This window comes from Halorientalis brevis (genome assembly GCF_042678165.1).
In the GTDB taxonomy this organism is placed as follows: domain Archaea; phylum Halobacteriota; class Halobacteria; order Halobacteriales; family Haloarculaceae; genus Halorientalis; species Halorientalis brevis.
This window is the reverse complement of the sequence record NZ_JBHUDJ010000006.1, coordinates 331943-357446: the sequence shown is the minus strand read 5'-3', so window position 1 is coordinate 357446 and position 25504 is coordinate 331943. Positions and strand designations below refer to the sequence as shown.

Genomic DNA, 25504 nt, shown 5'->3' with positions numbered 1-25504 from the left:
AGAGGTACCGCCGAGATCACTCGTAGAAGACGAGGTCGATAGACTCGGGGTGTACGCACCGAGGTGACGAGGTGTTTAGCCCGCGAGCACTAACTGATCGAAGCCACCAATCATACCGCATTGAGACTCGATTCCACACGAGTCCAGGCGCTATCTGGATCGCACGTATTACACAGTCCTCAACCACCGACATTGGCACTGTCGCGGTTCGATTCCGCGAGTCGGCGTTAAGGCGGCCACAGCGGTGGGGTTCCACCCGTACCCATCCCGAACACGGAAGTTAAGCCCACCTGCGTTTCGGGGCCTACTGGAGTGCGCGAGCCTCTGGGAGACCCGATTCGCCGCCTCCACTCATACTCTTTCGACCCTCATCCGGCAGCGGCCGGATGGGGGTCGGTTCATTTCGAACCCCACCAGCGTTCGCTGGGGGAGTTCTCTGTGACGACGACCAGTGCCGTCAGTCGTGAAGGAGATCAGCAGCGACGTGGTGAAGACGACTGTGTTGGTCCTGTCGGAGATGGGCGAGCGTTCACTGGCCACGCCTGTCCGACCAAGACCGCTATGCTTAAACTGGCTCCTCGGTAAGAATAAACCGTGCCAAGGTGGCAGAGTCTGGCCCAACGCATCCGCCTGCAGAGCGGAACCCCCGCCGGTTCAAATCCGGCCCTTGGCTTCTGTGTCGCGAACAATCCGTGAGCGACAAGAACCAGCAACCGATTTGAAGCAGAGAACAGCTTTGCTGTGACCGAGGTTCAAATCCGGCCCTTGGCTTTCTGCGTTCACCCCAGCAGCGAGATCCAAACCACCAACCGCTTTGCAACGAGGGGCGGCGTCGCTGCGACTGTGGTTCAACTTCGCTTCCGGATTTCACCCGCGAGTAATCCGTGAGTCGCGGCTGTCACGTGAGTTCGAAGCACGACGTCACTGCTCGACGCGAGCGGTCATTCACAGGTCACGGATTCAGCCACGTCGATCAAGAGGGGTTTCCGGAGACCGCGACCGGTAACTGAGTACCGCCAGCCATCACACGACCAGGAGACGACCTGTTTCGGGCCGAGATTGCGGAACTCACCTGTCCGGCCGTCGATCGAGACGGAGTCGTTCGTGGTCTCTGGTTCGTACCAGGTCAGATTGCTCTTCGAGATGGCGAGTGATGCGGTCGCGTTGACGTACCGGAGCCCGACGCTCTTGACGCGGCCGGGAATCGTCGTCCTGGAGGTGTAGGCCAACTCGAAGCCCTTCGGAACGTCGGGGACTGGCACCGACGTCGACGCAGCACGCTGGAGGGCCGAAAGCGAGCCGTAGGTCTCCTGATAGTGGCCGCCGGACGCGTCGACTGTCGCGTCGGCGGGTGGGTCGAAGCGGAACGCCTCGTCGTCCAGACCGGGATTGAACGTGACGTTCCGGTACGTCGTGGTGATCTGCGTCCGGTCACCGCCTCGTCGCCACGACGTCTGGCGTTTCAGGGGGTAAAAGTACTCGGCGTCGAGCCAGAGTCGCTGCGTGTAGTTCGTGACCATCGCGGCGTCGCTCGACGAGTTCGACTGCAGCTGGACGAGATACGTGGCGCGCCCGGCGACCGTCTCGTTGCTGACGTACGTCGCGTCCAAGGCGCCACCCCTAGCCACGCTGGCGCCGCTCGTGCCGGCGCTGGGGACGGCAGGCAGTGGCTGGATGCCTGGCGTCGGCGTCGTCGCTGGCGTTGCCGGCGCTCGCGTTCGGTCGAGACGCTCGAGTAGGCGCTGGAGCCGTCGGACGGACGTCCCGTTCGCGTCCGCTCGCGGTGAGAGGTCGATTCGGTCGACTTCGTTCTCGTCGCGGTCGTACAGCCACAGGTGCGACCCGTTCGAGACGCGTCGGTCCCAGCGGTGCTCCGTGCTGGAGACGAGCACAGCACGGAATTCGCCAGTGGCTGGGCGCAACTGGACGCGCTCGACCGACCGACTCGTCCCGTTCTCGCGTTCGATGACGGTGACGACCGTCGCGTCGATGCCGTCGATCGTCGCCACCTGGGTAGCGGCGTGGTCACCGAACCGCGACTGGTTCGGTGCGGTCTCGGCACCCAACGGAACGAACGCGATCGCGGCCCCTGCCAGGACGCCGACGACGACGACGGCTTTGAGGACCGCAGACGGGGAGACGGTGTCCGGGTGCATTCGTCAATTACCAAGTATGGCTCGTGAAATATATCTTGCCAACCTACGTTTTTCCGCTCGGGTGCGCTTCGCACACCACTCGCGCAAAAACGTGGGCGAAAAAGCGGCGACTCGGACCGCTGGTCCTCGCGGCTACGCCGCTCGGCTTTCGAGGTGCATCACGTCGTTCGCACCTCGTGGTCCTCGTCGCCGATGCTTGAACTACGTGTTATTTTGTGCGTCCACGACCGCGACGGCGGCGAGGTTCACGATGTCGTTGACTTCGTCGCCGCGCTGGAGGACGTGGACGGGCTTGTCCATGCCGACCAGCATCGGGCCGATCGCGCCGGCACCGCCCAGCCGCTGGAGGAGTTTGTACGCGATGTTGCCGGCTTCGAGGTTCGGGAACACGAGGACGTTCGCGGGCGCGTCGATCTCGGCGAAGTCGTACTCGCCGGTGAGCATCTCCTCGACGACGGCGGTGTCGGCCTGCATCTCCCCGTCGACCGGGAAGTCCACGTCTGGGTCGGCGCGCAGTTGCTGGGCAGCACGGCGAGGTTTGGCCGTGCCCGGGTTGTCGACGGAGCCGAAATCGGAGTAGGAGAGCAGGGCCGCCCGGGGCTCGACGTTGAACCGGCGGGCCAGGTCGGCCGTGTGGCGGGTGACTTCGGCGAGGACGTCCTCGTCGGGGTCCTGGTTGACGGTGGTGTCGGCGCAGAACACGACGCGGTTCTTGAACGTGAGCATGTACACGCCGGCCGCGTAGTCGGTGTCGCTGGCGGTCCCGACGACCTGGAGCGGTGGCCGGAGCGCGTCGGGATAGTTGTGCATCAGGCCGGTGAGCATCGCGTCGGCGTCGCCCATCTCGACGAGCACGCTCGCGAGGTAGTTCCCGTTCTGGATGAGTTCGGCCGCCTCAGAGCGGGTGATGCCCTTGCGCTTGCGGAGTTCGTACAGGCGGTCGGCGTAGGGGGCGAGGTGGTCGGCTTCGGGATCGACGATCTCCGGGTCGAAGTCGAGCGCGAGCGACTCCAAACTCGCCCAGATGTGCTCGCGGTCGCCCACGAGGACGGGCTCGGCGATGCCTTCCTCGGTGAGCTGGTGGGCCGCCCGGATCATCTTCTCGTCGTCGCCCTCTGCGAGGACGACGCGCTTGGGATCGTTCTGTGCCTGATTGAGGATGACCCGCATCATTTCCCGGGACTTCCCGAGGCGGGCCTCCAGGCGCTCGCGGTACGCCGCGGGTTCGATTTCGAGCCGCGCGGCGCCGCTGTCCATGGCGGCCTGGGCGACGGCCGTCGCGACCTCGAAGAGGACGCGCGAGTCCAGCGGTTTCGGGATGATGTAATCGGGGCCGAACTGCAGCGGCTGGTCGTCGTAGGCCTTCCGCACCACGTCGGGGACGTCCTTGCGTGCGAGTTCCGCGATGGCCTCGGCTGCAGCGACTTTCATCTCCTCGTTGATCTCTTTGGCGCGCACGTCGAGCGCACCCCTGAAGATGAACGGGAAGCCCAGCACGTTGTTGACCTGGTTGGGGTAGTCCGACCGGCCCGTGGCCATGATGACCGTGTCGTCGCGGGCGGCTTTCGCCTCCGGGTACGCGATCTCGGGATCCGGGTTGGCCATCGCGAAGATGATCGGGTCGTCGGCCATCGACGCGACCATCTCCTGGCTGACGATGCCGCCGACCGAGAGGCCGACGAAGGCGTCGGCGCCGTCCATCGCGTCCGCGAGGTCGCCGCCCTCTGCGGGTGGCTTGGCGAACGGCTCGGTGTACTCGCTCAGGTCGTCCCGATCGGTGGTGAGGATACCGTGTTCGTCACACATCGTGATCTGCTCACGAGGGACGCCCAGCGAGACGTAGAACCGGGCTGTGGCGGTCGCGGCTGCCCCGGCGCCGGCGAAGGTGACGTCGAGGTCAGCGAGGTCCTTCCCGCTGATGTGGGTAGCGTTGAGCAGCGCCGCGCCCGTGATGATGGCGGTGCCGTGCTGGTCGTCGTGGAACACGGGAATGTCCATCCGCTCGCGGAGTCGCTCTTCGATCTCGAAACACTCCGGGGCCTTGATGTCCTCCAGATTGATCCCGCCGAAGGTCGGCCCCATCCCGGCGACGGCGTCGACGAACAGTTCCGGGTCGTCGAAGTCGTACTCGACGTCGAACACGTCGATGTCCGCGAAGCGCTTGAAGAGGACGCCCTTGCCCTCCATGACGGGTTTCGAGGCCTGCGCGCCGATGTCGCCGAGACCCAGCACCGCCGACCCGTTCGAGACCACGCCGACGAGGTTCCCTTTGGCCGTGTACGTGTACGCCTCGGTGGGGTCCTCGTGGATCGCCCGGCAGGGCGCTGCGACGCCGGGCGAGTACGCGAGACTCAGGTCTCGCTGTGTGCTGGTGGATTTCGTCGTCGCGATCTCGATCTTCCCTGGTGGGTCTTCCCGGTGATACTCCAGTGCGTCCTCGTCGAGTCCCATACAGGTGCCTGGAGGTGCGGGGTGAAAAATCGAACCTGAAACACGGGGACAGTTCCCACCCGAGAACTGGACGAACGTCAAACGGTGGCGTCGTAACCGGCGTCCTCGACGGCGGCGACGAGGTCGTCCGGATCGGGCGACCTGGCGAACCATTAAGTCGTGGCACGTCGTACCTTGCGTGGAGTTACCACGGGGGCCACCAATGGGACAGCTCAGCTTTGCAGCGAGTGGACTCGTGATGGGTGGGTTGCTCGTCGCGATCGGCGTGACGGCGACGAGGCGTCGCGGGACGGACCGACCGGTGAGAACTGACGGGGGACAGCCAGCGACGGGACGAATGCAGCGAGTCGCCGGTGACCCGCTGGTCTGGTCGCTGGCGTTTCTCCTGCTGGTAGCCGCCGGCGTCGGCGGCACGCTGTTGGTCGTTACCGGAATGGCGCTCCCGATCGTCCCGTCTGGGTTCGGGACGCTGTTGGTCGGACTTCTGGCTGGTGCGGTGCTGGTGTATCTCTGCTGGGGGTTCTACCACGCCGCCCGGTATCGCGGTCTCCACAGGCCGGCCGCCCTGGCGGTCGCTGCCTGGGTTGCCGGACTGCTGTTCGTGCTCGGCATCGTCTTTCGATTGCTGGAGATCGTCTGAGTCCCGGCGAGCCGTGACGCGCCTCCGGACCAGTTCCCCCGTCCGATGACCGACACCGTGCAGGCGACGACGCGCGTGCCCGACGACGAGACGCCCGCAGCCTGCTGTCCGCACTGCGACAGACCGTTTGCGCGCGAGCGACTGCGCGACCTCCACCTCGGCAAAGCACACCCCGGGGAGGTGACAGACCGGGAACGCGAGGCGTACGAACGGGCTGCAGACGAAGAGGGGGACGACCTGTTTCTGTATCACCTGCGGGTGATCGCGGTGCTGGTGGTGCTGTACGCAGCTACGATCATCGTGTACATGGTCGTGCTGTCAGGTGGCGTCTGATGCGGTGTGGCTGTCCGTCGCTGGTACCGCTTCCGTGCAGCGGAGCGCGTATAAGCAGCTTTTAAGCTTACGTTGACATTATCTTCGAGCCGTCATCACTTCGGAGTGCAATGGTTGGACGCCCTCCACAGCACGGCTCCCGCCGACGGTGTTCCGCCGTGAGGTACAGCCAGCTAACGACTCCGCGCCGGGAGGAGAGACGATGAGCAGCGTTCGATTCCTGGTCGCGACTGCGCTCGTCGTCGCGGTCGGTCTCCCCGCACTGGCGGGGACCGCGAGTGCGGCGCCGGCCGCCAACGAGACGGGCGCTGCAGACGGAATCTCTGTTCCCGACGTCGTGAAGACCGAAGCCGGCGAGACGGTCCGCATTCCGATCTCGTTCGGGGAGGCCGACGCGGTCCGCGTCCGCATCGGCGGCCCGGACGTCAATTACCAGATCAACGTGACGGTGCACGACGAGAACGACGACGGTCGAGCGGTCGTCCTGTTCGACACCTACGACGCGATGACGAGCGAGACCACGCTGTTCGTCGAGGACCCCGACGCCGGGAGTAACCTGTCGGAGACCGAGCCGGGCGCCGATCCACCGCTCGACGTCGCCAGCTACCCCGTCGAAGCCGCTCCTGCGGCGAATCCCTCCGCAGCGCCGGTCACGGGGACGCTCAAACTCTTCGACGTGCCCGTGGGTGAGCGGTCCGATCGGACAGCCCCTGGAGGGAGTGTCGAGATCGTTCAGTTCGAGCGGGACCTCGTCTCCGTGGAGCGAAACGAGGTGTCACGTATCCCGATGTCGGTGAGCGAGGGCGGCGCAGCCACGCTCTCAGTCAGCGCGGAGGGGTACGAGAACGTGTCCTATCGGGCGACGGTGACCGTCCGTGACGGGAACGGTGACGGACGCGTCGTAGCCGTTTTCGACCCTGCCGCGGTCGGGATCGACGTCCCGACGTTCGAGAGCGACGCGGCGGCCGATACCGTCCGCGTCGAGGACGAGCGAATGAACGAGACCGTTCGACGTGACGGCCTGCCCTCCGGCGTCTACGAGCTGACGTTGCACCGCGGTGAGGGCGCAACCGACGCGTCCCCCGCCTACGCGTTGCTACAGCTAACTGAGCGCAACGAAACGGCGGCGTCCGGAACTGCCACGCCGAACGGTTCGGACGCGTCGACCGGTGCCTTGGGCTCGGTTCCCGTCCTCGGGATCGGTGCCCTCCTGGCGATCGCGGGCGTCGGCCTGCTGACTGGCCTCTTCCGAATCTGACCGGCGCGCCCCGTCTATTCTCGCCCGACTGTGAGAGCGACGACGGCAGCGATCACGAGACAGATGACGAAAAAGACGAGTCCCGGTTCGAACACCTCGAACACGAGTCGGGTGAGTTCGCTTTCCGACCCGGGGTGGCCCGGCGTCGTCCCCGCCGAGCCGACTGTTCCGGGAGTCGCGCTCTCACGTCGATACAGCCGTTCCGCGGCCCACTGCACGCAGAGACTCGCGATTCCGAGCAGTCCGAGGCCGCTGACCGCCTGCACGAGCGACTGACGGACGTTCGGCAGTCGGTCGTCGTCGCCGACGAACACGAGCGGATCGCTCGTCGGTCCATACACGTGCATCTCGTTGCCTTTCTCCGAGTAGACCGTCTCGATCCGTTCGATCAAGTCGGCGTCTTCCAGCTTCGACAGGTGGTAGTGAACGTTCTGCACGGAGGTGTCGACGCTGGTCGCGACTTCGGAGGGCGTCATCGATTCCTCGAACAGCGCCGTCAGAATCTGCCTGCTCGTCTCCGAGGAGAGCGCGTCGAGTATCTCTGTGGCGTCCTCGTCGGCGAACTCGAGGACGCGAGCGTCCGCGTTCGGCGTCGCGCTTCGTTGCTGGAGTCGATCGATCCCTCCTGACATGTGTGTTCGCTGTGGTTTGCGTGGCGGACTGTGCACAAAGGGCTGTCCATAGCTAAAAGCCGGTTTTTACTCCGTCGCGTTTCGGGCGTTTGCGACGGCGGTGGCGGGTCTGACGTACCCGTGCCCGGATCGCGGATCGGGACCGTCCGGGCTGACGTCGACCGCGGTCCGTTCGAGGAGCCGTTCGACTTCTTCCGGACTGCTGTCCGGGTCGACCTGGCGGAGCAGCGCGGCGACCCCACCGACGTACGGTCCAGCAGCCGACGACCCGAGGAGCCCCTCGGGTTCTCCGGCCGCTTCCAGTTGATCTGGGGCGACCACGTCGATTCCCGGTCTGCCGTCCGTCGTCGGCCCGCGGCCGCTGTATGGCTCTACCGCCGCAGCCTGTCGGTCCCAGGCTCCGACTGCGAGGACGCCTCTGGCGGTCGCCGGTGCGGTGATGCTGCTCCGCGGGCGGCTGAACTGCAGCGAATGTGTCGGAGACGAGATCGACAGCCGCGTCGCCGTCGCGTTCGCGGGTCCCCGGACGGCGACCGAGTACCGCTCGTTGGGCGCGAGCTCGGTCACGATGCGCTCGTTCGGCACGGCGTCTCCCCGGTACGGGCGCGAGGTAGCGACGCGCTCGCGTCCGTCCTCCGTTTCGCGGTAGAGTTCTAGCGTGTACGACTCCTCGCGGTGGGCCCGTTCCCAGGAGAGCCACAGCGTCACCGTTCGGCCGCCGCGGAGGCGGTTGAACGGCCCGCCTTCGAACTGGAGCCGACCGTTCCTGACGTCTCTGTAGGGGCCGTGCCAGTATCCGGTCGCGAGGTTCCCCGCCGAGGCGACGAACACGACGTCGCGTCTCACGGCTCTCGTCGCGGCCAGGGAGACGCGCGTCGATCCGTCGCCGCGCTTCCCGTAGAACGACACCGGCGCGACGATGACGTCGACGTCCTGTGCGAGCAGCCAGTCGATCCCGCGCCGATAGCCGCTGGCGTCGTCAAACGACGCGAGATACAGGTCGGCGTCGGGCGCGACGCGACCGACCAGGGAGGCGACGGCCGTCCCGTGGGCGTCGTCTCTGACGGCATCGATAGCGGTGTTCGGGACGAACGATCGGGCGGCCGCGATTCGTCCGGAGAGCGCCGCGTGATCGGTGTCGAAGCCGCTCGCATCGAGCACGCCGACGCGGACGCCCTCGCCGGTGATCCCGGCGTCGTGGATGGGTCGGAGTCCGTCGACCGGATCGATCGCGGGTCCGCGAGCCCCGTCGGTGCGTGGTGACGGCGACTCGGTGACGACCGCGTACGCGCCGATACCGGCGGCTGCTGTCAGCACCGCAACGACGACGACTGCAAGCTGACGCCGCTTTCTGTGCATCGTTGGAGGATCTGGTGAAACGGGTGTGCTGGCACCGGCCGGTCGTCGGCCGGCGTCACTGTCGCGAACACTGCACAGGCGCGGTGAAAAACATCGCGGTCCGAAAGTTCCGCTCGCCCGTCAGAGGATCGAGTAGGAGGCCGCCATCGTCAGCGCGAGCGCACCACCGAGCGCGAGGAGGTACAGGTAAGTCAGCGACCGGGGTTCCCAGCGGAGGTGCTGATAGTAGCCGGCGACGGCGACGGCCTTGGCCGCCGAGAGGACGACGATGAGCCCGAACGCAAGCCAGTAGGCGCTGTCGAGCAGGTCGGTGTACATCTCGATGCCGGCCTGGACGCTGGCCAGCACGAACAGGACCACGTAGACCGCCGCGTACAGTTTGGTTCGTGCCATGGTTTTAGAGGATGTAGAACAGCGGGAACAGGAACAGCCAGACGATGTCGACGAAGTGCCAGTACAGCCCGAACAGCTCGATGGGTTCGTCGTCGCCCAGATACGCCCCGTTCCAGGCGCGCACGATCATGTAGCCCGCGATGAGCAGCCCGATGGTGACGTGTAAGCCGTGGAGCCCGGTCGTCAGGTAGAACGTCGAGGACGCGACGTTCGTCCCGAGGTCCCAGCCCTGGGGGAACTGCTCGGAGTGGACGTGGAACAGGTGTTGCCACTCCATCGCCTTGTTGATCAGGAAGCCCACGCCGAGCGCGAACGTCGCGACGAGGCTGGCGACGACGCCCTTGTGGCTCCCCTTCTCGGCGAACACCATCGCCAGCACGACGGCGAAACTGCTCGTGAGGAGCAGGTAGGTGTTGACGAGGCCCGGCAGCACCACGTGTTCCTCGGGGATGAGGTGGTGCCAGGTCGTCCAGCCCTCCGCGACCCGCAGGAACACTGACGCGCCGATGAACGCGCCGAACAGCACCACGTCGGACGCCAGGAAGATCCAGACCCCGAGTTTCGTGTTGTCGACGCCGCCGAACGGCCAGGTCTCGCCGAACCCACCCTCGGGCCCGGCGAACCGCTCGCGGGTGAGTCCGAGCAGCGACCCGCCCACGGCGACCAGCCCCAGTCCCGTGAGGCCGAGGTAGAGGGGCTGACCGGTTCTGATACCGGAGGCGCCGAGCAGCAGGACGAACGCCGAGAGGCCGAGCGCGAACGGCCAAACGCTGGCGTGGCTCTCGACGTCGTCTTCGCCGTGGGCGAGGATGTCGGCACTCACGGCTCCCGAACTGCCGCCATCGGCCGTCGCACTCGCGTCGCTCGCACTCGGCTGGCGGAACTCCAGTTCGCCGCTGGCGTAGGTGGGCGTCCCGTCGAAGTTCTCCAGGGGCGGCGGCGAGGAGACCGCCCACTCGGCGGTCCGCGAGTACCGCCAGGGGTTGTCGCCGGCGGGCTCGCCCGCGTGGAGGCTCGTGAACAGGTTGTAGAACATCACCAGGAACGAGAACCCGAGGACGAACGCCCCGACCGTCGCGAGCTGGTGCCACTGGGTGAACGCGGGATCGTACTGGAACACCCGGCGCGGGGTCTGCCAGGCGAGGAACATCGGGAAGTACAGCAGGTTGAACCCGACGAAGTACAGCCCGAAGTGGAGCTTCCCGAGCGTCTCGTCGTACATCTTCCCGGTGATCTTCGGGAACCAGTAGTAGACGCCGCCGAAGAGGGCGGTCGCGCCCCCGACCATCACGTAGTGGAAGTGCGCGACGACCCAGTAGGTGCCGCGGAACTCGTAGTCCAGCACGACCGCGCCGAGGAAGACGCCGGTGATGCCACCGATGATAAAGAGCAAGAGCGCGCCGAACGAGAACAGGAAGGGCGTGGTAAAGCGGATGCGGCCCTTGATGGTGGTGTAGATGAGCGAGAAGACCATCAGGTCGAAGGGCAGCGAGATGCCGATGGTCGTCGCCATGAACAGCGTCTTGATCTCCAGGTTGATCGAGGTGAGGAACATGTGGTGCATCCAGACGACGAAGCTCTGGAGCGCCACGAGCACCATCGCGATGATGAACCACTTTCGGCCGACGAGGCGCTGGCCGGTAAAGGTCTGGAACGTCTCGGCCATTACCCCGAGGGCGGGGAAGAACACGATGTACACCTCGGGGTGGCCGAAGAACCAGAACAGGTGGGTCCACAGCAGCGTGCCGCCGGCCGTCTCCATGGCGAAGTAGGTAGTACCGAGGATGTGGTCGGCCGCGAGGATCATGAACGCGGCCAGCAGCGCCGCGAACGCGAACAACATCATCCACACCGTGAGCAGGATGGTCCAGCTGAAGATGGGCATCCGGCGGAGGGTCAACCCCTCCGCACGCATCCGGTGCATCGTGGTCAGGAAGTTCACCGAGGAGACGGTCACGCTCACGACGAACAGCGCGAGCGCCAGCACGGCGGTCGTCGCGCCGAGTGCGCCATCGGGGATGAACGCCGGGGTGTTCAGCGGCGCGTACATCGTCCACCCGCCCGCGAACGTCTGGCCCTGGAAGAAGGAGACGCCAAAGAGCAGCCCCGAAAACAGGTACAGCCAGTACGACAGCGCGTTCAGGCGGGGAAAGGCGAGGTCGTCGGCTCCGAGCTGCAGGGGCACGAGGTAGTTCGCGAGCCCGAAGGCGAAGGGCGAGATGAAGAAAAACACCATCAACAGGCCGTGGGCGCTGACGGCCTGATTGTAGGCCATGGGACCCAGCAGCCCCTCGCCGGCCGCGCGGGGAACCCAGAGCTGGAGGCGCACGAGCAGCGCGAGGACGCCGCCGAACACCAGGAAAAACAGCGACGTGACGAGGTACAGAACGCCGATGTCTTTGTGGTTCGTCGTGACGAACCACCGTTTCAGCGTCTCCTTCCCCGGGAACTCGTGGCCGTGGTCGGACTCGTGACTGTGGCCGCCCGCAGTGGGCAGCTCGCTGGAAACGACGCCACCATCCGCCTCTTCGGGGCGCCCGGCGTCAGTCTCGGCGCCGTTCTCGTCCGTCGATTCGGGATCGTCTCGTCCGCTGTCGGCTGTGTGGTCGGCCATGTTACGGCGTCACCTCCGGGGAGGCGGTCGTGGTCGCGTTCGCGCTGGTAGTTCCGTTCGCTGCGGGTCCGTCACCTGCAGTCTCGTTCGTCGTACGCTCGGTGTTCGCGGTAGCGGTCTCGCCGTCGTCGGTGCCGGTGTTCGCGTACCAGGTCTCGAACTGGTTCGCCGGGAGGACCCGGACGTCGGAGGTCATGTAGGAGTGGCCCGAGCCACACAGCTCGTAACACTGCGCCTGGAACGTGCCGGTCCGCTCGGCCTGGAACCAGGTGGTCGTGTACGACCCCGGGATGGCGTCGGTTTTGACCCGGAACGCGGGGATACCGAAGTTGTGCATCACGTCGTCGGAGGTCACCCGCAGCGTGACGTTCCTGTCTCTCGGGACCGTCAACGTGCTGTTGGTGTGGCCGTTGGGGTAGGTGTACTGCCAGCTAAAGCGGATACCGGTCACCTCGACGACGAACGGCTCGTCGCCGTGGGCGGCTTCGGCGGCGCTGATGTTCTGGCTCCCGCCGTCCTCGACTGTGGGTGCGCTCGTGCCCTGCTCGACGTACAACAGCATGGCGTAGGTCCAGACGATCAGCGAGACGACGATGATGGCGCTCAGCGAAAACGAGATGAACAACTTCCTCCCTTTCCCGCCGCCCTCCGGGAGCTCGCCGAGCTGTGGTCTGTCGACTGTCGATTCGTCCCGTGGCCCGTCGTCCCGGTACTTCCAGGCGTTGTACAACATGTAGCCGATGACGACGACGCCGACGAGGGTGCCCAGCGCCAGGAACACCCAGTAGATCTGCGTGAACACGTCGACACGTGTCCCCCGTGGCAGTATCTGCTCGAGTTGCAGCGGAACGACAGGGCGTGTGCCTGCCAGGGTCATTGCAGTGTGCTACTTGCTCTCCTACACCATGGACTATATGGGTTGGGGGAACAGAGCAATGCTAGCATGCGTCACTAGTCGTACCCTACCAACACACCAGCTGAGGTAGGGAAATCGTAGATCTGGAAATGGTTTCTTTCACCGGACTCGTTCGGGAATGCTTTTGCTCGTCTGGCCCGTTACTACCTTGCTATGGTAGACAGTGACAAACGGACGGAAGAGTTCGGGAGTCCGGAAGTCCAGGGGGAGGTCGCCCAACCCGACTTCGATCACCTCGCTGGGATCGTGACGGACGGTCTCATCGGTGCCGTCGGTGGATTAGTCGGGACGGCGGCGATGACGATCGGGCTCTTCGTCGCCTCGACGCTCAACGCCTTCGACATGCAATCGTTCGCGATCCTGTCGGAACTGACCGGCCTGGCCGTGATCTTCCCGGGGAACGCCCTCGCCGTGGGCTATCTCATCTTCCTCGCCGGCGGGATGATCACCTGGCCGCTCCTGTTCGCCGCGACCGCCGAGTATCTCCCCGGATCGAAGTTCGCGACCAAGGGCATCCCCTACGGGTTCGTCCTCTGGACCGGATTCGTGCTGGCGTTTGCCGGCGACATCGGGACGAGCACGGGCATCCTGGCGCTGTACGCCGTACTCACGCTGCTGAGTCACTTCGCCTACGGCTTCACGCTCGGCGCCGTCTTCGATTACCTCGCCGATCGGCCGGACACCCTCGTCTGAACGACGGTCTCCGACCCGGCGCAGCCGCTCGCAACTACCGGTTTGACGACGCGAAAGGAGAGGCCCCGACGTCGCTAGTCGCGTTCGACGCGGAAGTAGTCAGTAAAGACGATCACGTCCCCGTCGTCGAGCGGCACAGTCCCCATCGACCCCCCGTTTACGCCTGCGAGAAACGCGGACAGTTCGTCCTCCGAGAGTTCGTCGACGTGCCGGACGGTGTCGTCGCCCCCGACCGAATCGACGCGTCGAACGCTCCATCCTGAATGCTGGACCTCACTGAGTGCCATGTGTGTGATTACCAATGTCATGGATTATAATAAATGTTCTCTCTTTCGTAGTGACACGTCTCGGTAGCCGACAGCACAATCACTAACTCCGTTCCCGTCGAAACACGGGCAGAATGGACAGACGGCGATACCTTCGCCGTGGCATCGGTCTGTCGGCCACACTGGTGGCCGGGTGCAGTCGTCCCGACGGTGGGACGACGAGTTCGACTCCCGCGACGACGACCGCACCGACCGATACCAGCGCTAGCGGCGGGGTGTACGTGCAGACGTTCGTCGAGCGGATGGCGATGGCCGGCCGAACCGAGGCGGGCGAGTACGCCGTGGCCCTCCTGTTTACGATCCCGCATCGGTTCTGGACGGTGACGAACGCCGAGCGCAGCCCCGTCCCGATCGCGGACGACGACTCCGTCCACCTGATGGCCGTCGTCTGGGACCCGGAGACGCGAACGGTGCTCCCGGGGACCGGCCTGTCGGTCGAACTGTCGCGGAACGGCCGGCTGGTCTCCGAGGAGGTCATCTACCCGATGCTCTCCCAGCGGATGGGGTTTCACTACGGCGGGAACTTCTCGCTCCCGGCCGACGGGACCTACGCCGTCGACGTCAGCGTGGGCGCGCTCCCGACGAACGGCGTGCGAACGACCGGTGCCTTCCGGGGGCGGTTCTCCGAGCCGGCCACCGGGATTATCGACCTCGCGTACACGCCCGAGACCAGAGCGAACGTCAGCTCCCGAGACGTCGAACAGGGCGGCGACCCGGGTGCGCTCGCACCGATGGACATGCGCGTGCCCGTCGGTCGCGCCCCCGAGCGTTCGGCACTGCCGGGCGAGGTCGTCGGCACGGTCCAGAGCGGTGACGCACGGTTCGTCGTGACGCTGCTCGATGCGCCGCCAGCGGGCGTCGAGGCGAGCGGCCCGTACCTCGCCGTTTCGCCGCGGACGCCGTACAACCGGCTCGTCGTCCCCGGGATGCGGCTGTCGATCACGCACGCGCGTGGGAATCGAACGCTCACTGCCACGTCGCTCTCGCGGACGCTCGATCCGGAACTGGACTTCCACTACGGGACCACGCTTCCGGCGACCGAGTCGGGTGACACCGTCCGGTTGCAGGTCGAGACGCCGCCGCAGGTCGCCCGTCACGAGGGGTACGAGCGCGCGTTCCTGCAGATGCCGGCCATGGACCTCACGCTATGACGAGACGCCTCCTCGCCGTCGGCTGTCTGCTCGCGCTCGCGGTCGCGACGATGGCGGGCCTGGCCGTCGCACACGGGAATCATGCGACGGCACACCCGCAGGTGTCGGCGAACGGGACCGTCGTCGTCGAGCAGGCCTTTCTCACTGAACGCGGTTACCTCGTCGTCCGCGCCGACGACGACGGGACGCCCGGTCGAGTGCTCGGCGCTCGGCCGCTCGACCGGGGCCTCCATACAGGAACGTCCGTCCAGATCGACGCGTCGTACTGGCGCGCCGTCTCGGGGAACGCGACGGTCTGGACGGTCCTGCACGCCGACGACGGCGACGGCGAGTTCGATCCCGCAGACGACGAACTCCTCCGGTGGTTCGATCGCCCCGCCGGTGAACGAGTGCAGGTCGGGAAGCGAGACGGGGCCGGGTACGTCCTCACGGCCGGCGGTTCGGGGGCCGACGGCGCGCTCCTCGTCGAGCGCGTCGCACTCCCGGCACAGGGGCACCTCGTCGTCCACGAGCGAACCAACGGAACCCTGGGGGCCGCCCACGGGTCGCGCGCACTGCGCGCGGGGACGCACGCGAACGTGTCCATCCCGGTCGATCTCAGCGGGAACCGGTCCACGTGGCCGTCCCTGTCGGTCGCCGTCCACGTCGACGACGGCGACGGAACCTTCGACGCCGACGACCCGGTCGTCCGCGTCGCGGGCGAACCGGTCGCGAGCCCCGTCGGGACGAGCGGAGCCGTCACCACGTCCAGTGTGGCCGTCAACACGCCGGCCGGCGACGGCGGTCGGGACGCTCCGACTCGGACCCAACCTGGCTCGGCCACGCCGACCACGAGTGCCGGGGGCGCTGGCTTCGGCGTCCTGACGGCGGTCGTGGCGGGGGCGCTCGCGCTGATCGTCGGCCGCCGACGATAGAACCGAACGCCCAAGCCGTTCGCGCTCATGTACGAGTCCAATGGCACTGTCCTGGTCGACACTCCACGCGGTGCCGCCCGCGTTTACGGTCGGTCTCTTGCCCGTCGTCCTCGCGCTCGCTGGGCTCGGGTCGAGCGTCCTCATCGGCCTGGCACTGGCCGCGCTCGTCCGGCGCCAGTCGTGGTCGTACCTGTTGGTCACCCTCGCGCTGGCGACGCTGCTCGTCCGCACGGCCGTGGCCGTGCTCACGATGAACGCCGTCATCGCCGACGAGACCCACCATCTGCTCGAACACGGACTCGACGTCGCGATGGCCGCGCTCGTCGTCGCGGCCGTCTACACCGCCCGCACGGCGAGTGCGTCCCCACCGGAGGAATCCTACGAGTGAGGCCTCCCAGGCGTTCCCGAAACGGTCGAACTCGCCTTCGCCGGTGGCCGATTCACCGCTCGAGGACGGACGTAGCGTGTGTTATACGTTTGCACGATCATCTGGGCGGTTCGAGAGTCGTACCAGAACGCGCTTTTTGCTCCACGGTCTAGCCCGGGGTAATGAATCGGCGGAGTCTACTTCGTGCGGGTGCTGGACTGGTTGGAACGGCGGGGCTGGCTGGCTGCGGGCTGCTGGAGACCGAACAGCGGTCCGTGCGGTCGCCACCGCTCGTCGAGAACCGGCCGAGTGCGGTCTACTACCCGACCCACGTCGAGGGGATGGAAATGATCGGCATGGGAACGGCTGGTGACTACAAGGTGGCAGCGATGTACAGCTACCCCCACCGCTTCTGGAACGTCGACGTCACCGAGGCGAACATCACGAAGATTCAGAGCGAGGACATGGTCCACCTGATGGCGACGGTCTGGGACCCCGAGACGGGGATCGTCCTCCCCGAGACCGGGCTCTCGGTCGTTCTCTCCAAGGGCGGCAGTCTGGTCTCCGAAGAGGCGATCTATCCGATGCTCTCCCAGCCGATGGGCTTTCACTACGGGGCGAACTTCGAGGGCGAGGGCGACGGGACGTACGCCGTCGAGGTCGACGTCGGCGCGATCCCGAACAACGGCGTGCGGACGACCGGGAGCTTCCAGGACCGCTTTACCGAACCCTCGAGTGCGACCCTCGAGTTCGAGTACAGCGAGAAAGCGCGCAACGAAATCGCGTACCGGACGCTCGACAACGCCGGTGACGAGGGAGCCGTAGACCCCCACGAGATGAAGATGGTGCCTAACTCCACGGCGCCGACGAAATCCGAACTGCCGGGTGAGGTCCGCGGCACCGCCACCACCGGCGACGCAGAACTCGTGGTGTCCGTCCTGGAGTCGCCGCCGGCGGGCATCGAGCAGTCCGGACAGTACCTCGCCGTCTCGGCCCGCACGCCCTACAACCGGATGATCGTCCCGGCGATGTCTCTCGCCGGGACGCTCTCTCGGGGCAGCACGGAGGTGTTCTCGGACACGCTCACGCGGACGCTCGATCCCAATCTGAACTACCACTACGGGGCCGTCGTCGACTCGGTGGAGTCGGGCGATACGCTCTCGCTGCAGGTGCAGACTCCGCCACAGGTCGCCCGCCACGAGGGCTACGAGACGGCGTTCCTGGAGATGCCCGACGTGGAGGTGACGCTCTGATGGATCTGTCCGACGACCTCCCGCGTCGCGAGTTCATGAAGACCGCCGTCGCCGTCGGGGGTGCGAGCGCCCTGAGCGCCTGTCTCGGGTGGGCGCCCCGTGCGAACGACCCCGTTCCGTCGGGCGTCTCGAAGCGCTCGGCGTTGCCCGACAGTCAGCACACCTGGAACGACCGCGTGCGCCACGACGAGCACGGCAACGTCGAACTCCCGCGTCACCAGACGCTGCTCTACCTGAACGTGAACCGCGACGGGACACCGACGGCGGCCGATCGCGAGACCGTCGAGGACGCCCTGTGGACGCTCGACCGCGCCTACGAGCGCTCGAACGACGGCCTCGTCTACTCGATCGCCTACTCTCCGTCGTACTTCGAGCGGTTCGACGCCGACCTCCCCGAGAGCATCGATCTGCCACAACCCAAGCGACTCTCGCCGTTCGAGGAACCGACGCTCGACACGCAGGACGCCCTGTTGCACCTCGCCAGCGACCGCGCTGACGTGGTGCTCGAAGCCGAAGAAGCCCTCACGGGCGAGCGCTCGAAGGCCAACGGCGTCGCCGTCGAGACGAAACTGACCGACGCGATGACCGTCGACGACCGCCGGACGGGCTTCGTCGGCACCGGGATGCCGGCCGAACGCCAGGACGGCCTGAACGGGGTTCCCGATTCAAACCCGGTTCCCGAGGAGTCGCCGCTGTTCATGGGGTTCAAGGCCGGCTTCGCCGGCAACCAGGCGACCGAGGAGTACGTGACGCTCGATTCCGGTCCGTTCGCGGGCGGTACGACCAAACACGTCGCGAACATCCGCCAGCGCCTCGACGACTGGTACGTCGAACAGGACTTCGAGGAGCGCGTCATGGAGATGTTCAGCCCCGGCCACGCCGAGCAGAACCTCGTCGACGGCGTGGGCGCGAACCTTGGTGCCGACAGCAACGTCGATCAGTTCGTCGACGACGTCCGCGAGCAGGCCAGCGAGTACGGCCGCGTCGGCCACGCCCAGAAGGCGGCCCGCGCCAACCGCGACGCCGAGGGCAACGTCCGCACCCTCCGGCGACACTTCGAGTCGACCGACGACGACGTCGCCAGCCTGCACTTCCCCTCGCTCCAGCGCCGCATCTCGACGTTCGAGGAGGTCCGCCAGGCCATGAACGGCGTCGACCTCACCGACAACCCGGCCATTCGCCAGCGGGTCAACAACGGCATCCTGGAGTACATTTTCACGGAACGTCGGGGGAACTTCCTCGTCCCGCCGGTCCGGCATCGCGCGCTGCCGACGCCCCGGCCCGAGTAACCACTCGCTCGTCGCCGATACACCGGTGGCCGTGCGCTTCGGTACCACTGCTGTCGTGCGGTTTAGGATGTTCGGCCCCTTAGCCTGGCTACCGATGCGGAAAGACGAACTCCTGTACCTCCACCAGTTGCTGACAGCGGTCCGAACCGAATGCGAGGGTCGGGGCGACGTGCCGGCGGACGCGTTCGCGGCGTACGAGGAGCTGGCGGTTTCGCCTGTTGCCGCGTACGAACAGAAGAACGAACACGAACGCGCAGTCGCCGCGCTGGCGTCGACGCTGGCCGAGTCGGCTGCTGGCGACGCCGACACCGCCAATCAGAACACACAGCGCTCACTCACGTCCTGAACGGCCGCTGTGACGGCCTGCGAGCGGCTTTGCGGGCGGTGTCTTTCTGCTCTCGTAAAAAGTAACGGTTAAAGGCCGCGCTGCCATCGCTCCGAGTATGCAACGACGAGCCGCGGCGTTATACTTCGCCCTTTTCCTCGTCATCGGGGCGGGATCGTACGCGTATGTCACTATGGACAGTGGGGCCAATGCCCAGCAACCCACTATAACACTCAACGCACAGGAGTACTCACAGAACGACCCCATCACCGTCGACGGACGGACGTACATCGTCTCGGAGATCAGCGCAGAGAACGCCTCTGATGCCGAGGGGACGCTCACATGGACGAACCAGTCCGCACAGGAGAGCGCGACGCTGGAAAACGGGTCTGAGACGACCTACCAGAACGAGACCTGGCAGGTCCAGATCGCCAACACGTCCGACGTGTCGCAGTTCGCGCTCCAGGAGAACCTGAACGTCAGCGCCATCCTCGCGAGCGACGACCGCGTCGACAACCAGACCGTCACCCGGAACGGACAGGAGCAGGTCGTCTTCACGTCCAACGACACGCTGGTGCCGCTCAACGAGTACCTGCGCGAACCGCAGACGGTGACGTTCTCCGAGGGCCAGACGTACAACTACACGACCGAGGACGGCACCGTCCAGCCGGCGACCATCGACACGGTCACCGGGAACGTCTCGACGCCGTCGGCCACCCTCGTGTGGGAGACCACCCAGGAGAACACCGTCCAACTCGCCGAAGGAGCGAACGTCACGCTCGCGGACGGCCAGACGCGCGTCGTCCACTTCCCGGACGGCGAGACGGTCCAGCTCTCGACGAACTACGGGGCGTACCAGGAACAGGTCGAAAAGCAGGACTACTTCGACGAGCGCAAAAAGGGTCTCTGGGGCGTTAGCGTCATCAGCTTCCTGGCGGCCATCATCCTGCTCGCCACGGCGTACCTCCCTGTCAAGGACTAATCGCGCACCGCTTTTCGCGATCAATCGTCCGCTGCTCGTCGAGTGACAGCCGTCGATCACCCATGGATTCGAGTCCTGCGGCTGTCGAACGTGTCCTCTAATTCACCGCGAGAAAACTACCGTGTCAGTCAGGCTGGGTTGCCGCCACTCCGGGCGATCCACGCCAGGGCGGCGCCGATGCCGATCACGACGATCGCGCCGATCACCTGCGTGACGCCCGCCATCGTACTCGCTGCTGTCTCCCAGGGGAGCCCCGACAGCGTCCCCAGTCCCACCAGCACCAGGAACGCGCCGACGAGGAGCCCCAGCACCTCCAGTTTGTCTGTAAACCCGAGTAGGTCCATGTTCCCCATCTTTGCATTCTGAGTGGTAAATCGTCCGGTTCGAAGCGAGCGCGCTCCTGACGCCCCGTCGACTGTCCGGCGACGACGTGACGAAACAGTTACCTGAACGTGCCGACGAGCGTGTCATACCGCTATCGTGTCAGCGCCCTCCACCGCGGACGCGGAGCGTCGCGGGCTTCCGCCGGGAGTTTCACGCACGACTGACGCGAGTACGAGAGAACTATGCAACAAGATCCAGCAGTCATTGCGAAAGGCGTCGCAGGCGTATTGATCGTCCTCGTCGGCCTCGGGATCGTGGCCGGTGGGTATCACCAGGTCCCCGAAGGTCACGTCGGGGTGTACAAGAACTGGGGCGCGGTCAGCGGTGCGCAGGCCAGCCCAGGCGCTCACCTCATCATGCCGGTCCAGCAGTCGGTCCAGAACGTCGAGGTGCGGCCCCGAACCTACACCATGGTCGACTCGACGGGCGAAGGGAACAAGGCGAACAAACGGGACGCGATCGAGGTCCAGTCGATCAACGGGACGACGTTCCGCGTCGACGTCGCGGTCCAGTACAACATCGAAGCCGAGAACGCCTCCCAGTTCGTCGAGGAGTGGAACAACGTCGAGCAGGTCGAACAGCGATTGATCCGCCAGACCGTCCGGAGTTCGGTTCGAGACGTCGGCGGCTCGATCCAGTCGAGCAACATTTTCACGTCTAGCGGCCGCCAGCAACTCGAACAAGCGGCCACGGAGTCGCTGCGAAAACGAGTCGACGACGAACCGATCGTCCTCCAGGACGTCTTCATCAGGAACGTCGCGATTCCGGACGCCTACCAGGAATCGCTCAACCAGAAAGAAATCGCCAAACAGGAGGTCCAGCGCGAACAACAGCGGGTCCGCCAGCAGGAACTCCAGGCTCAGCGCCAGATCATCCGCGCTCGGGCGAACGCCCGCGAGCGACTCATCAAAGCCAACGCGACCGCGCGGTCGAACTACATCGTCTCCCAGTCGCTCTCCTCGGAGGTCCTCGCGTACCTCTACACCCAGTCGCTCGACAGCTCGAACACGGTCTACATCCCGATGGGCGAGGGCGGCCTCCCGACGTACCTGAACGTGAACGCCAACGCCTCCGACATCGACGAGAGCGACATTCCGAGCGGTATCGGCGGCGGCGACTTCTCGGTCAACACCACGAACGGCTCCGCGGTCAACGCGTCGGCCCCGTAGCATCCACGATGGTCGTGAAACTGACGCTGCTCCTGGTCGCCATCGCCGCCGTCATCGTCGCGGCCTCGTACTTCACGTACCTGTATTTCGAGCGCGAGGCCCAGCGGGAACACGAACGCCGGATGGCCAGAGAACGACGCGACTACGACGCCGTGATGGAGTACGCCACCGAGGACAGCGAGTGCCGTCGGGATCGAGAGGAAGAGACGGAGTAATCAAAATCGCGGGCCGGGAGGGAGTTGAACCCGATTGCGAGACTCGTTTCACTCGTCTCGCGTGGTTCAACTCCTTCCTGTCGGTTCACGAATCGCCTCGCTGTCGCTCGGCGATTAGTTGCACGGGCCGGGAGGGAGTTGAACCCCCGACCGTCTGGTTAAAAGCCAGACGCTCTCCCTAACTGAGCTACCGGCCCTCACCAAATCCTGCGGGAGTGGGAAGGTAAACAGTTACGATTGCTGTCGGCTATCGAGATACCCCGACAGCGCTTCGGCGACCATCTCGCCGGGGTCTTTCCCGTCGAGTGCGGCTTGTCTGCGGAGTTCGCAGTAGACGCGCCGGTCGATCCTGAGCGTGATCTCGCCCAGGGGGATGCCTTCGGCGGCGAGCGCGCGCTCGACGTCGGTGCCGTCGTTGATCGCGCTGGCGACCGATCGGACCTGCCGGACGGTCATGTCGTGGTCGAGGATGGCCCACGCGAGAAGGAGCCTGGCCTCGCCGCTGACGCGAGCGACGTGCTTTGCGGCCGTCGGGGCGATCTCGCCCATGGCGACGTGGCGGCGGATCGACCGCGGGAGGTCGTGAACGCGGGACCACTTCCGGATGAATGCGACGGTGGCGTCACCGCCGGCGCGTTCGGCCGCGGCTTTGTAGGAGCCTTCGCCCCGAACGAGCGCGGCACAGGCGGCGGCACCCCGGAGCATGTAGACGTTGTCGTCGGCGCCGGCGGTGTTCTGCGAGAACTTCGCGACGGTCTGGGCGGCCTGTTCGAGGCTCTCGGGATCGTCGGGGTCGAAGGCGACGGCTCGCTCCGCGTGCTCGCCAGTCAGCGTCGGGTCGCCGCGGATGACCGGTCGGCCCACTGGTGACTCGCGGTCGGTGGGCAGCCCCTCGTCCGGCCGGTCAGTCATTGCTGAGTGCTACGTGGACGGCACCTAAAAGATTCCTGTCGGTGGCGTCCGACTCAGTCGTCGCCACTGGCGTTGCCATCCCGGTTCTCCGACAGGTGTTCCCACACCTCGGCACAGCCACACCCGTCGTCCATGTCGTCGAGGTGGTCCGTCGAAACCTCGGGTTCGTCGGCGGGATGGTCTGTCGTCGCGTCCGTGTCGTCGTGGTCTGATAGTTGCTCACTCATCGATTTCCCAGCTCCGTGTCTGGTTTTGAAAGTGCCGGTGCACCGTCCGCCGTGAACTGCTGGCGGAAACCGTCGGAGGCACCGTCTCTTTCACTCATCACTCCTCTGTATCCACCCCACTATCATAAGGCCGCGTTCGACTACAATCCCTACCCGTACTCCCGTTTACCGGCAACGAGTGCGACCTATCTCTGACGCTGTGGAGCGCTCGGCTGAACGGGTGTCGTGGCCCGTCAGGTCGGTGCGTGCGGGCAACGACAGACGTCCCCGGCGAGTTTTGTCCGGGTCGAATCACTCAGGTGCGCTGGCTCCGTACCAAAAGCGAATGTCCACTGACGTTCACCAACTCGACGACGGTGCCTGGATTAGCGTCAACGACTCCCGGGAGGTCAACGTCAGTGACCTGTGGCTGTTGGCGCGCCACGAGTTCTGTGACTGCGAGTTGGCGGACTTCCTCGCCGAGGGCGTCGTCGAGGTCGGCGTCGACTGGCCGGACGTCGAGGCCAGGTTCGCCGGGCAGTGCATCCAGTGTGGCACCGACGGCGTCACCGACTGGCTGCCCGTCGGCCGCGTCATCGACCCCGAAGACGGCCAGTTCTACGGCGTCGTTCCCGAGAGCGTTCACGTTCCACGGAAACGCACCAGGCTGGCCACGCCCGAATAGCGGCAATGTCGTCCGCTATCCTGCAGAGGTGGGGAGCATTGACGGTGAGCGCGGTGGTATATGTGTGTCCGCCTAGGCAGTGGATATGCCGACCAAGGTCGAGAAGTGGAAATCGGAGGTGTACGGAAACGAGATCCGTGAGCACCTCATGCGGTTCGCGGAGGAGGGCTGGGACTCGATCCCAGAAGACGAGCACGACGCGTGGTTCGAGCGGTTCAAATGGTGGGGCCTGTACCACCAGCGCTCGGGCCAGGAATCGTACTTCATGATGCGCATCGGGACGCCAAACGGGGTCATCGAGCCGGGCCAGCTGGAGGTCATCGGCGAGGTCGCAAAGGAGTACGCGACCGGCCCCGCCGAGAACCCCGAGTTCGGCGACGCCTACTGTGACTGGACGACCCGCCAGTCGATCCAGCTCCACTGGATCAAACTGGAGGACATCCCGGAGATCTTCGAGCGGCTGGAATCTGTCGGTCTCTCTACCCAGCAGGCCTGCGGTGACTCCTGGCGCAACATCGTCGGCTGTCCCGTCGCCGGCAAGGACAAACACGAACACGTCGACGCCTGGCCCGTCGCCCAGGAACTCAACGAGACGTTCAAAGGCAACGACGACTACGCGAACCTCCCCCGGAAGTGGAAGGTCTCGGTCACCGGGTGTGACGAGGGCTGTGGCCAGGGCGACATCAACGACCTGGCCTTCGAGCCCGCCGAGAAGGACGGCGAACTCGGCTTCAACGTCCGCGTCGGCGGCGGCCTCTCCCGCAAGGAGGAACGCTTCGCCCGCGACGTCGACGTCTGGGTGCCCCCGGAGCAGACGACCGACGTCGCCGCCGGCCTGTCCGCCCTGTTCCGCGAGTACGGCGACCGCGAGGACCGCTTTAACGCCCGAATCAAGTTCCTCGTCGACGAGTGGGGGCCCGAGAAGCTGCGCGAGGTCCTCCAGGCGGAGTTCGTCGACTTCGAACTCCCCACTGCGGGCGAGGACATGCGCGACCAGTACACCTACAACACGGGCAAGCAGGTCGGCCACGACGACCACGTCGGCGTCCACGAGCAGGTCGACGGCAACTACTACGTCGGCCTCAACGTCCTCGTCGGGCGGATGGGTGCCGACGACGTGCTGGAACTGGCCGACCTCGCCGACGAGTACGGCTCCGGCGAGGTGCGCCTGACCCAGCGCCAGAACGTCATCGTCACGGACGTCCCCGAGGCGGACCTCGACGCCCTGCTGGACGAACCGCTCCTCGACGAGTACTCTCCGGACCCGAGCCCGTTCAAACGCGGCTCCATCGCCTGCACCGGGACGGAGTTCTGTTCGCTCTCGATCGTCGAGACGAAGAACCGGCAGGTGCGCTACGCCCGCTGGCTCGAAGCGAACGTCGACCTCCCCGAGGACCACGAGGACTTCCACATCCACCTCTCGGGCTGTACCGCCTCCTGTGCCCAGCCCCAGATCGCCGACGTCTCCCTGCGAGGCATGAAGACCCGCAAGGACGGCGAACCGGTCGAGGCGCTCGACATCGGGCTCGGCGGCGGCCTCGGCGAGGACCCGCGCTTTGCCGACTGGGTCGAGATGCGCGTCCCTGCCGACGAGGTGCCCGGCGCCATCAGGAACCTCGTCGAGCAGTTCACGGACAGGAGAGCCGACGACGAGACGTTCCGGCAGTTCGTCGAGGCGCGCGACGAGGAGACGCTGGCCGAACTGGTCGAACCGGAAGAGACCGACTACGAGGACCCGTATATGCACAACACGAAGACGACGTGGTACCCCTACGCTGACGACGACGACATGGGCGCCTCGCCCGCACCGACCGACGGCCAGGGCCAGTCGCTGGCTTCCTCCGACGACTGAGCCGCGGCTCGACCGTAACGGTCCGATCG

26 protein-coding genes, 2 tRNA genes and 2 rRNA genes are annotated in these 25504 nt (G+C 65.9%); 18 read left to right on the top strand and 12 right to left on the bottom strand.

All coding sequences use genetic code 11. The annotated features are described in order from the left end of the window. The 3 genes from ACFR9U_RS13740 to ACFR9U_RS13730 all read left to right on the top strand — a co-directional run. Positions 1 to 113, top strand: a 23S ribosomal RNA gene (locus tag ACFR9U_RS13740); the annotation flags it as partial. Positions 114 to 228: 115 nt separating this feature from the next. After that, positions 229 to 350, top strand: a 5S ribosomal RNA gene (gene rrf / locus ACFR9U_RS13735). Between the two features lie 246 nt (positions 351 to 596). Then, positions 597 to 673 (top strand) — tRNA-Cys (locus tag ACFR9U_RS13730). Between the two features lie 268 nt (positions 674 to 941). Here the strand turns inward: ACFR9U_RS13730 and ACFR9U_RS13725 are convergent. Both ACFR9U_RS13725 and ACFR9U_RS13720 read right to left on the bottom strand, forming a co-directional pair. Further along, on the bottom strand, positions 942 to 2156 hold the full coding sequence (locus ACFR9U_RS13725) for a LolA family protein (RefSeq protein WP_247380139.1): 1215 nt from the start codon (positions 2154 to 2156) through the stop codon (positions 942 to 944). A 201-nt stretch (positions 2157 to 2357) separates the two neighbouring features. Continuing rightward, positions 2358 to 4607, bottom strand: coding sequence for an NADP-dependent malic enzyme (locus ACFR9U_RS13720; RefSeq protein WP_247380142.1), 2250 nt, complete (start codon positions 4605 to 4607; stop codon positions 2358 to 2360). 202 nt (positions 4608 to 4809) lie between these two features. Here ACFR9U_RS13720 and ACFR9U_RS13715 point away from each other — a divergent pair, with 202 nt between their 5' ends. The 3 genes from ACFR9U_RS13715 to ACFR9U_RS13705 all read left to right on the top strand — a co-directional run bounded on the left by ACFR9U_RS13715 (position 4810) and on the right by ACFR9U_RS13705 (position 6838). Beyond that, positions 4810 to 5247, top strand: coding sequence for a hypothetical protein (locus tag ACFR9U_RS13715; protein ID WP_247380145.1), 438 nt, complete (start codon positions 4810 to 4812; stop codon positions 5245 to 5247). A gap of 45 nt (positions 5248 to 5292) precedes the next feature. Continuing rightward, complete coding sequence (locus ACFR9U_RS13710; RefSeq protein ID WP_247380148.1) at positions 5293 to 5580, top strand: DUF7410 domain-containing protein; 288 nt, start codon at positions 5293 to 5295, stop codon at positions 5578 to 5580. A gap of 202 nt (positions 5581 to 5782) precedes the next feature. Then, on the top strand, positions 5783 to 6838 hold the full coding sequence (locus ACFR9U_RS13705) for a DUF7827 domain-containing protein (RefSeq protein ID WP_247380151.1): 1056 nt from the start codon (positions 5783 to 5785) through the stop codon (positions 6836 to 6838). Between the two features lie 14 nt (positions 6839 to 6852). On the opposite strand, the gene ACFR9U_RS13700 is transcribed toward ACFR9U_RS13705, so the two are convergent. From ACFR9U_RS13700 to coxB, 5 genes are all read right to left on the bottom strand, one after another. Continuing rightward, positions 6853 to 7470, bottom strand: coding sequence for an ArsR/SmtB family transcription factor (locus ACFR9U_RS13700; protein WP_247380156.1), 618 nt, complete (start codon positions 7468 to 7470; stop codon positions 6853 to 6855). Between the two features lie 66 nt (positions 7471 to 7536). Next, positions 7537 to 8829, bottom strand: coding sequence for a S8 family peptidase (locus ACFR9U_RS13695; protein ID WP_247380158.1), 1293 nt, complete (start codon positions 8827 to 8829; stop codon positions 7537 to 7539). Positions 8830 to 8949: 120 nt separating this feature from the next. Further along, positions 8950 to 9222: a cytochrome C oxidase subunit IV family protein gene (locus ACFR9U_RS13690; protein ID WP_247380160.1), complete on the bottom strand. Its 273-nt coding sequence runs from the start codon at positions 9220 to 9222 to the stop codon at positions 8950 to 8952. Between the two features lie 4 nt (positions 9223 to 9226). Further along, on the bottom strand, positions 9227 to 11836 hold the full coding sequence (locus tag ACFR9U_RS13685) for a cbb3-type cytochrome c oxidase subunit I (protein ID WP_247380162.1): 2610 nt from the start codon (positions 11834 to 11836) through the stop codon (positions 9227 to 9229). A gap of 1 nt (position 11837) precedes the next feature. Beyond that, a complete protein-coding gene (coxB, locus tag ACFR9U_RS13680; protein WP_282594364.1) occupies positions 11838 to 12713 on the bottom strand; it encodes a cytochrome c oxidase subunit II in 876 nt (291 codons plus the stop codon). A 192-nt stretch (positions 12714 to 12905) separates the two neighbouring features. On the opposite strand from coxB, the gene ACFR9U_RS13675 reads away from it, so the two are divergent. Continuing rightward, positions 12906 to 13445, top strand: a complete 540-nt coding sequence (locus ACFR9U_RS13675) for a DUF6789 family protein (RefSeq protein ID WP_247380166.1) — start codon at positions 12906 to 12908, stop codon at positions 13443 to 13445. Between the two features lie 74 nt (positions 13446 to 13519). Here ACFR9U_RS13675 and ACFR9U_RS13670 read toward each other — a convergent pair whose 3' ends face one another. Continuing rightward, entirely contained in the window at positions 13520 to 13732 is a 213-nt protein-coding gene (locus tag ACFR9U_RS13670; protein WP_247380168.1) for a DUF7979 domain-containing protein, read from the bottom strand. Positions 13733 to 13845: 113 nt separating this feature from the next. Here ACFR9U_RS13670 and ACFR9U_RS13665 point away from each other — a divergent pair, with 113 nt between their 5' ends. From ACFR9U_RS13665 to ACFR9U_RS13635, 7 genes are all read left to right on the top strand, one after another. Continuing rightward, positions 13846 to 14922, top strand: a complete 1077-nt coding sequence (locus ACFR9U_RS13665) for a DUF7350 domain-containing protein (RefSeq protein ID WP_247380171.1) — start codon at positions 13846 to 13848, stop codon at positions 14920 to 14922. Further along, on the top strand, positions 14919 to 15836 hold the full coding sequence (locus ACFR9U_RS13660) for a DUF7282 domain-containing protein (protein WP_247380174.1): 918 nt from the start codon (positions 14919 to 14921) through the stop codon (positions 15834 to 15836). Before ACFR9U_RS13665 ends, ACFR9U_RS13660 begins: the two co-directional genes overlap by 4 nt. 40 nt (positions 15837 to 15876) lie before the next feature. After that, positions 15877 to 16224 (top strand): DUF7471 family protein, encoded by a 348-nt coding sequence (locus ACFR9U_RS13655; protein WP_247380176.1) that lies wholly within the window; start codon positions 15877 to 15879, stop codon positions 16222 to 16224. A gap of 161 nt (positions 16225 to 16385) precedes the next feature. After that, on the top strand, positions 16386 to 17456 hold the full coding sequence (locus tag ACFR9U_RS13650) for a twin-arginine translocation signal domain-containing protein (RefSeq protein ID WP_247380179.1): 1071 nt from the start codon (positions 16386 to 16388) through the stop codon (positions 17454 to 17456). Then, complete coding sequence (locus tag ACFR9U_RS13645) at positions 17456 to 18745, top strand: DUF7405 family protein (protein ID WP_247380181.1); 1290 nt, start codon at positions 17456 to 17458, stop codon at positions 18743 to 18745. Before ACFR9U_RS13650 ends, ACFR9U_RS13645 begins: the two co-directional genes overlap by 1 nt. 94 nt (positions 18746 to 18839) lie before the next feature. Next, on the top strand, positions 18840 to 19091 hold the full coding sequence (locus tag ACFR9U_RS13640) for a UPF0058 family protein (RefSeq protein ID WP_247380183.1): 252 nt from the start codon (positions 18840 to 18842) through the stop codon (positions 19089 to 19091). 97 nt (positions 19092 to 19188) lie between these two features. After that, entirely contained in the window at positions 19189 to 20052 is an 864-nt protein-coding gene (locus tag ACFR9U_RS13635; protein WP_247380185.1) for a hypothetical protein, read from the top strand. Between the two features lie 128 nt (positions 20053 to 20180). Here ACFR9U_RS13635 and ACFR9U_RS13630 read toward each other — a convergent pair whose 3' ends face one another. After that, positions 20181 to 20396, bottom strand: a complete 216-nt coding sequence (locus ACFR9U_RS13630) for a hypothetical protein (protein WP_247380187.1) — start codon at positions 20394 to 20396, stop codon at positions 20181 to 20183. 222 nt (positions 20397 to 20618) lie between these two features. Here ACFR9U_RS13630 and ACFR9U_RS13625 point away from each other — a divergent pair, with 222 nt between their 5' ends. Together ACFR9U_RS13625 and ACFR9U_RS13620 are read left to right on the top strand one after the other, a co-directional pair. Next, positions 20619 to 21605, top strand: a complete 987-nt coding sequence (locus tag ACFR9U_RS13625; RefSeq protein ID WP_247380189.1) for a prohibitin family protein — start codon at positions 20619 to 20621, stop codon at positions 21603 to 21605. A gap of 8 nt (positions 21606 to 21613) precedes the next feature. Beyond that, a complete protein-coding gene (locus tag ACFR9U_RS13620; protein WP_247380191.1) occupies positions 21614 to 21820 on the top strand; it encodes a hypothetical protein in 207 nt (68 codons plus the stop codon). Positions 21821 to 21943: 123 nt separating this feature from the next. On the opposite strand, the gene ACFR9U_RS13615 is transcribed toward ACFR9U_RS13620, so the two are convergent. The 3 genes from ACFR9U_RS13615 to ACFR9U_RS13605 form a co-directional block, all read right to left on the bottom strand. Further along, positions 21944 to 22017, bottom strand: a tRNA-Lys gene (locus ACFR9U_RS13615). 34 nt (positions 22018 to 22051) lie between these two features. After that, positions 22052 to 22732 (bottom strand): DUF7119 family protein, encoded by a 681-nt coding sequence (locus tag ACFR9U_RS13610; RefSeq protein ID WP_247380193.1) that lies wholly within the window; start codon positions 22730 to 22732, stop codon positions 22052 to 22054. Positions 22733 to 22785: 53 nt separating this feature from the next. After that, positions 22786 to 22959, bottom strand: a complete 174-nt coding sequence (locus ACFR9U_RS13605; RefSeq protein ID WP_247380195.1) for a hypothetical protein — start codon at positions 22957 to 22959, stop codon at positions 22786 to 22788. A gap of 325 nt (positions 22960 to 23284) precedes the next feature. Here ACFR9U_RS13605 and ACFR9U_RS13600 point away from each other — a divergent pair, with 325 nt between their 5' ends. Further along, positions 23285 to 23623: a DUF8134 family protein gene (locus ACFR9U_RS13600; protein WP_247380198.1), complete on the top strand. Its 339-nt coding sequence runs from the start codon at positions 23285 to 23287 to the stop codon at positions 23621 to 23623. A gap of 85 nt (positions 23624 to 23708) precedes the next feature. Further along, the gene (locus ACFR9U_RS13595; RefSeq protein WP_247380201.1) at positions 23709 to 25475 is read left to right on the top strand and encodes a nitrite/sulfite reductase; all 1767 of its coding nucleotides are present in this window, start codon (positions 23709 to 23711) and stop codon (positions 25473 to 25475) included. Positions 25476 to 25504: the final 29 nt, after the last annotated feature.